This is a genomic window from Nonomuraea antimicrobica (assembly GCF_039536965.1).
In the GTDB taxonomy this organism is placed as follows: domain Bacteria; phylum Actinomycetota; class Actinomycetes; order Streptosporangiales; family Streptosporangiaceae; genus Nonomuraea; species Nonomuraea antimicrobica.
Map to the genome: position 1 here is coordinate 1 of NZ_BAAAZP010000289.1, position 570 is coordinate 570.

Annotated in this window: 2 protein-coding genes; both read right to left on the reverse strand. The window is 68.6% G+C overall.

Going from position 1 to position 570, the window contains the following annotated elements:
* Positions 1-334, reverse strand: a 334-nt coding sequence (locus ABD844_RS52720) for a hypothetical protein (protein WP_344897840.1), incomplete at its 3' end; no start/stop codon positions are given.
* Complete coding sequence (locus tag ABD844_RS52725) at positions 334-495, reverse strand: hypothetical protein (RefSeq protein ID WP_344897843.1); 162 nt, start codon at positions 493-495, stop codon at positions 334-336. The genes ABD844_RS52720 and ABD844_RS52725, both read right to left, overlap by 1 nt.
* Between the last annotated feature and the right edge of the window lie 75 nt (positions 496-570).

The window sequence follows — 570 nt, forward strand, 5'->3', positions numbered from 1 at the left end:
GTTCGTAGGCCAGGAGGAGCAGAGCGCGGATCGGCCAGCTCACGGGCGGGTCGAACGGGGTCCGATTGTCCTGGCCGCACAGTTCGCCGACGTGGGCAGTGGCGGCTTCCAGGCAGGTGGCGAGGTCGTCGCACAGGTCTCCGGCCGGCTCCCACCAGGCCCGGCCCGCCCGGTTGGTGAGGTAGGTGTACGCCTGGTAGGCGGTCCCGCCGAGGAACGGACGGTGCGGGGCCGACAGGATGACGATGGTGGGCGTGGCGTCTTCGGGGGCGGGACGCAGGACGTAGCGGATGTGGATGTCGAGGGCTCGACCGCCACGTTTCTTGATCCGCATCAGGCGCCCGCCTCCTCGATGAGGTGGCAGTGCGCGATCTCGACCTGGTCAGCGTGGCCGACGCGCAGGTTGATGATGCCGCTGGTGTCGAGGCACTCCGCGCGCCCCTCGTGGATGGGACGGATGTACGGGCTATCCCAGTCGGGCTCTCGCTTGGGCATGTGATTTCTCCTTGAGGGGATGGGCCCGCCCCAGATCTGGGGCGGGCATGATCGTAAGCGATGCCGCTTACGGAG